The 5068-nt window shown below is 66.7% G+C and carries 4 protein-coding genes and 2 pseudogenes; all 6 read right to left on the bottom strand.

The genetic code is table 11. The features are described from left to right. Nucleotides 1–702: 702 nt before the first annotated feature. The 6 genes and pseudogenes from E1294_RS57655 to E1294_RS55315 all read right to left on the bottom strand — a co-directional run bounded on the left by E1294_RS57655 (nt 703) and on the right by E1294_RS55315 (nt 4836). A complete protein-coding gene (locus E1294_RS57655) occupies nt 703–828 on the bottom strand; it encodes a hypothetical protein (protein ID WP_281284635.1) in 126 nt (41 codons plus the stop codon). A 71-nt stretch (nt 829–899) separates the two neighbouring features. Then, a pseudogene (locus E1294_RS50930) lies at nt 900–2081 on the bottom strand (IS3 family transposase). 61 nt (nt 2082–2142) lie between these two features. Further along, nucleotides 2143–3096 carry an integrase core domain-containing protein gene (locus tag E1294_RS58725; RefSeq protein ID WP_132520241.1) on the bottom strand — a complete coding sequence of 318 codons (954 nt, stop codon included), beginning with the start codon at nt 3094–3096 and terminating at the stop codon, nt 2143–2145. A gap of 69 nt (nt 3097–3165) precedes the next feature. Then, nucleotides 3166–3397, bottom strand: a pseudogene (locus E1294_RS50920) (transposase); the annotation flags it as partial. 49 nt (nt 3398–3446) lie between these two features. Beyond that, on the bottom strand, nt 3447–4091 hold the full coding sequence (locus E1294_RS55320) for a tyrosine-type recombinase/integrase (RefSeq protein ID WP_425465291.1): 645 nt from the start codon (nt 4089–4091) through the stop codon (nt 3447–3449). 517 nt (nt 4092–4608) lie between these two features. After that, complete coding sequence (locus E1294_RS55315; protein WP_220448427.1) at nt 4609–4836, bottom strand: hypothetical protein; 228 nt, start codon at nt 4834–4836, stop codon at nt 4609–4611. Nucleotides 4837–5068: the final 232 nt, after the last annotated feature.

Below are 5068 nucleotides of genomic sequence, written 5' to 3'. Positions count from 1 at the left end.
CCACTATCGACACGTTCCGCGCCCCATACGCCGAGGAGTCCTTAACGGCTGCGCTTCCAGGCTCTTCACCGCGTCCATGGCCTTCGCCCTGGATTCGGGGGCTCGGCTCTCCCTGGTTCCCGACCTCGCGGCCGGGACCTCTAACGACGCCGCAGGCTTCGCTTCATGCTACGGACCGCATCGTTGCTCCCCCATGAAAGGGCCTTTGACGCTGGGCTTCGACCCCGCCCGTTTCCAGACGAAGCCGCCAGCCTGCTACCGGGCCTCCTGGCAGCTACCCGGACCGGACTTCCACCGGCAAGCGACGACGAGCTTACGAACAGACGATCAGCCGCTACGTCACGGCTTCACCTCCGTCCTGCTGGGCGCACGAATTCGCAAGGTTAGGTTGAACGGCCGTAGCAACGGCGTTCAGAGCTACCTTGCGAGCCGCAGGTCGGGGAGATGGCGAGTCGCAAGGTACGCGCGGACAAGACAAAATGTCAGGTCTCAGGACCTGTGCGACAGATCCGGCTCGGGAGGTGGGTGACACTCCGGCTAGATGATCTGTCGTTCTCTTGGCGCCCATTGAACCGGGAATTCGTGTCCGTGTCCTGGTGACGGTGGAAGTCCTGTGGTGTGCGGGCCGGGCCGGGTGAGGTCCTGCTGCTGCTTGACCGGGGTCTCAGGACGTGAGGTCTATCCGCCTGCGATGATCGTTCGCTAGTGCTGGGGCTTGCGGGCCTTGAAGCGGGCGATGGGCTGGGTGATGGTGCGGGCGACCTCGGCGATGACCTGCCCGGCTTGCGTGGTGATGCGGAAGGTTCCGTCAGCGTCCTCGATGGTCACGGTGGTTCCGGCGTGGCCGATGCCGACGCTGAGGTGCCCCGCCTCCTCCGGACAGCTTCCTGACGATCACTTCACGATGCGAGCTGTCGGCTCAGGTACTCGTTGTGGACCTCAAGTGGAGTCCGGTACCCATTTGCGGAATGAAGCTTGCGCCGATTATAGAAGCCCTCGATATATTTGACAACCTCGCGCCGTGCTTTAGCGCGGTTGGTGAATACCATCCCGTTGAGCCACTCGTTCTTCAACGCTCCAAAGAACGATTCTGCCAGCGCATTATCCCAGCACACCCCAGTGCGTCCAACGGATCGACGCATCCCGTACCGGACCAGATGCCGCCCGAATTCATCGCTCGTGTAGTTCGAGCCGCGGTCGGAATGGAAGACACACCCTTGCTGTATCTCGATGTGACCGGCGGCCGCGTCGATCGCGTCGCAGATGAGCGAGGTCCTGTAGTGGTCAGCCATCGCCCAGCCCACCACCATTTTGGAATGGCAGTCCATCACCGTGGCAAGATAAACGAACCTTTCCCAGGTGGGGATGTACGTGATGTCACCGACCAGCTTGGCACCTGGCCGGTCAGCGGTGAAGTCCCGCCGCACCAGGTCCGGGATCGCCTGGTAGGAACCGTCCGGCAGAGTGGTGGCCGGCCGCCACGGCCGGTTCTGGCAAGCCGCAGACCCAGCTCGCGCATCACGTTCCGGACCAGTTCGTCGCTGACCTGTCACCCGATCGGAGCAGGGCCGCGTGGATCCGCCGATAGCCGTAGGTCTGATGGCTGTCTTCGAATAAGACCTCAATCTTTTCCTTGAGCCGTTCACGGCGTTCGGCGGTCCCCGACAGCGGCCGGCCTCGCCACTCGTAATATCCGGATCGGGACACGCCCAGCCACGAGCACATGTCCACAATGGCACAATGGGCCTTATCCGCATCGATGAGCTCGTACTTGGCAGTCACGGCTGTTCCCGGGCGAAGAAGGCCGCGGCTTTTCTCAAGAACGCGTTCTCTTCGCGCAGCTTGCGATTGCCTCACTCCAGCGCAAGTTCCCGCTCGCTCTTCTTCTCGCCCGCATCCTGCGCCGGCGCCACGTCGTCGCCCCGGGTTCGCCGATAGGTGTTTACCCAGTTTCCGAGCGTGGTGTCGTGGATGCCGAGCTCCTTGGCCACATGCGACACCGGCCGCGGCCCGTCCAGCACCATGCGGACGGCTTCGTCCTTGAACTCCTGGCTGAATCGTCGGTTACGCTCCCGCCACAGCCTTCCCTTCCGGTTCTCCCTCAACCTTAGTTGGGAATGTGTCCGGAAGATCCAGGGCGCCTCACGCGGATGCGCTGCCCAGCGATGGAGAGCTGGCCCGGCTTCTGACGCGCCGCTGGCCGCGGACGGGTTCGGCGGCCGGTTGGGGTTCCGGCCCGGCGGGGCGGGCATCCCGGAGGCGGGCCATCTCGGTGCTGGCGAGCGTTTTGGGCAGGGTGCGCAGCAGCGTGTGCCCGTCGCTGAGGTGCAGCACGGCGCCGTCGATGCGGACGGTCAGCCGGCGTCCGGCGAACTGGTAGCCGACCGAGTATTGCTGGCCGCCGAGGGCGACCATGCCGCTGGCGTTGATGGTGCGGTCGACCTCGACCGCCTCGCCGGTGCCGTGCCGGGCCGGTTTAGCGGCGGGCCCGACGCGCTGGCCGCCCTCGGCGATCAGCCGTTTCAGGTGCTGGGGTGTGAGCCGGGAGGGGACATTCTTGATTCTGACCCCGCCAGCCAGCAGCTCGACGGTGCCGATATCGGCGCGCAGCGTGAGGGTGAGGCCGGCGCGGTGGGTACCCAGCCAGAACTGCTGCCCGCAGACGGCCAGGTTGCCCGAGGCGGGAACGACCAGGGTGAACTCCACCGCCAGCCCGGCCTGGTCGGCGTCAGCCGCCGCCAGCTCGGCTGTCTCGGCCTGCGTCGGCGGCATCGTGAGGGGTTCAGGGTGAGGTTCGGGCGCGGCTTCGGAGTCTGGATCGCCGACTGCGCGCAGGGCCGGCGGCAGCCGCAGCGGCAGGGTGTCCTCGTGGCGAGGTCGGAACCGGTCGGCGGGCCGGTCCATGGCGAGCGCCTGATGCGGCCGGTGGGTGTTGTAGTCGGCGACGAAGGCGTCCACGGCCTGTTGGGCGTGCTCGATGCTGGCGAACGGCAGTTCCCGGCGCAGTGTCTGGGTAGGGTCGGCCGAACAGCGAGGTGCCAGTCCCGTGCGGGCTGGTCCTTTTCCGTTCGGCCTCCCACCGAACCGGGCGGACATGTTTCCGAGTACGGCCGCGTCCAAGATCGTGGTGTATGGGAATGAGGCCACTCTGCGATCTGGTGCTATTTAAGCGGTAATAGCATCTTTTGTCATATTAGCATCACTGTTGTCTCTTCATCCTTTTTCTCGGCGGCTTTACGGCACTCGGCCAGCACCTCCAGCCCGAGATAACGCCGCCCCTCGGTCCACTCGTCGTGCTGCTCGGCCAGCACCGCTCCGACCAACCGGACGATGGCATCGCGGTGCGGAAGATCCCGACCACGTCGGTACGGCGGCGGATCTCCTTGTTCAGCCGCTCCTTTAACCGTCCCTGGCCGTCAGGGCAAGGCAGTTGAGGAAGTCGCAGTTCAGCGCTCGAGGCGGGAAATGTGGTCGGTGAGTGCGTCGGCGACGCAGGCGTGGCGGGCCGCCTCACTGTCCCAACCGCGATTGTCAGCGTCGGCCTGGAGTGCTTGGACATCGGTGAGCTGGCTGTCCAGGGCGTCAGTGAACTCCGGACCGGTCACGAAGTTGTCGCAGGTTTCGCAAATGTTGGCGTAGGGGCAGGCGCCTGCTGCTTCGTGTCGGGAGCAGTAGCCGTGAGCGACGCGGGTCTTGAGCATCTCGCTGTTCAGCCAGGTCATTTTGTCCGGGACGATCGGCTTGCCGGCCGGGGTCAGGGTGAACTGGCGGCGCATCTTGCCCATCGCTTCGTCGTAGGCGGTGCGCAGCGTCGGGGAGGCCAAGGTCGCGTAGCGGATGGTCATCTGCGGGGTGACATGCCCGAGTAGGGCCATCAGCGCCTGCAGGCTCATCCCGGCGTTGGCCAGGCTGGTGGCCCAGGTGTGGCGGAGCTGATGTGGGGTGACGACGAGTACGTCGCCGTCCAGCGCGCAGAGTCCGGCCAGTTCGGCGGCGGCGAGCAGGCCGTTGCGCAGCCGGGTCGCGCCGAGTCGGCGGCTGTGCAGGGTGAACAGGAAGTCGGTCGGTGTTGCGGTGCGTGGATGCGGCAGCGGTCGGTGAACGCCGCGCAGCTGGCCTATTCATCCAGCGCGGCGAGGGTGTCGGCGTCCAGGGGGACCATGCGTCGGTAGCAAGCTTGCCGAGTGGGACTTTCAGCCAGGTCCCGGTGGGGCCGTAGTCGATGATGCTGCCGATCTCCAGGTCGAGCAGCTCGCCAACGCGCAGTCTAGCGCCGCGAAGGACGGGCAGGGCCAGGCGGGCGAAATCGTCGTCCAGGCGGGCGACGGCATTCATCAGAGCGGCGTCGATGTCGGGCGGCAGCGCCCGAGGCAGCGGCTGGTCGAGTTTGGGGATGTCGGCGGCGAAGATCAGGCGGCGCGCGGGTGCCTCGGCCCAGCCCCAGGCGGCGATGTCGTCGAGCATGTTGCGCAGGCTGAGTGCCGCTGCTTGGGCGACTGCCGCCGAGACGGTCCGGCCTGCCCCGGCCGCGGCGCGCCGGCCGCGCCAGGGCCGGGTGCGGTTGAAGATGAGGTAGCCCTCGATGTGATGCCGCCCGAGCTGGCGCAGCTAGGTCACGTTGGGATGCCGGTCGGTGAGGTACTCGGCGAACGGCAGCAGGTCGTTGACCAGGCTCTCCACCGATCGGGGTCGCAGGACCGCGGCGCGGGTGCCGACATAGCGCAGCAGCACCTGGCGGACCTGGTCGGCCATCGGCACCTGGGCGAAACGCTGCTCCAGGGTGCGCGCCCAGGGCCGTCGTCGGGGCGGTGTGTCGATTATGCGGGACTCGAACAAGATCTGACGGGACGCCGGCGATCCGGTTGCGGTAAGCGCGGCGCGAGCTTGCTGGGATGGTCATGGTCGAGGCGATCGCGGTGTCGAAAGCGTCCACCAACTCACGGGTCACCTCGGCGACCACACCGCCGTGCCAGGCCAGCAGCGCGGCGGAGGCCAGCGCCGCCCTGGTGCCCCGGGCGGCCACCCTGCCGGAGCTGTCCGCGACCCGCGGCTTCCCTTCGGTCTCCCC

Origin of the sequence: Nonomuraea diastatica (genome assembly GCF_004349015.1) — a bacterium.
Taxonomy (GTDB): domain Bacteria; phylum Actinomycetota; class Actinomycetes; order Streptosporangiales; family Streptosporangiaceae; genus Nonomuraea; species Nonomuraea diastatica.
The sequence above is the reverse complement of the archived record's forward strand: the minus strand, read 5'-3'. Positions and strand labels throughout refer to the sequence as shown.

Bases quoted from the DNA above. Each gene is read 5' to 3' on its own strand.
- E1294_RS58725 (WP_132520241.1), bottom strand. From the start codon at position 3,096: ATGTCCGCCCGGTTCGGTGGGAGGCCGAACGGAAAAGGACCAGCCCGC.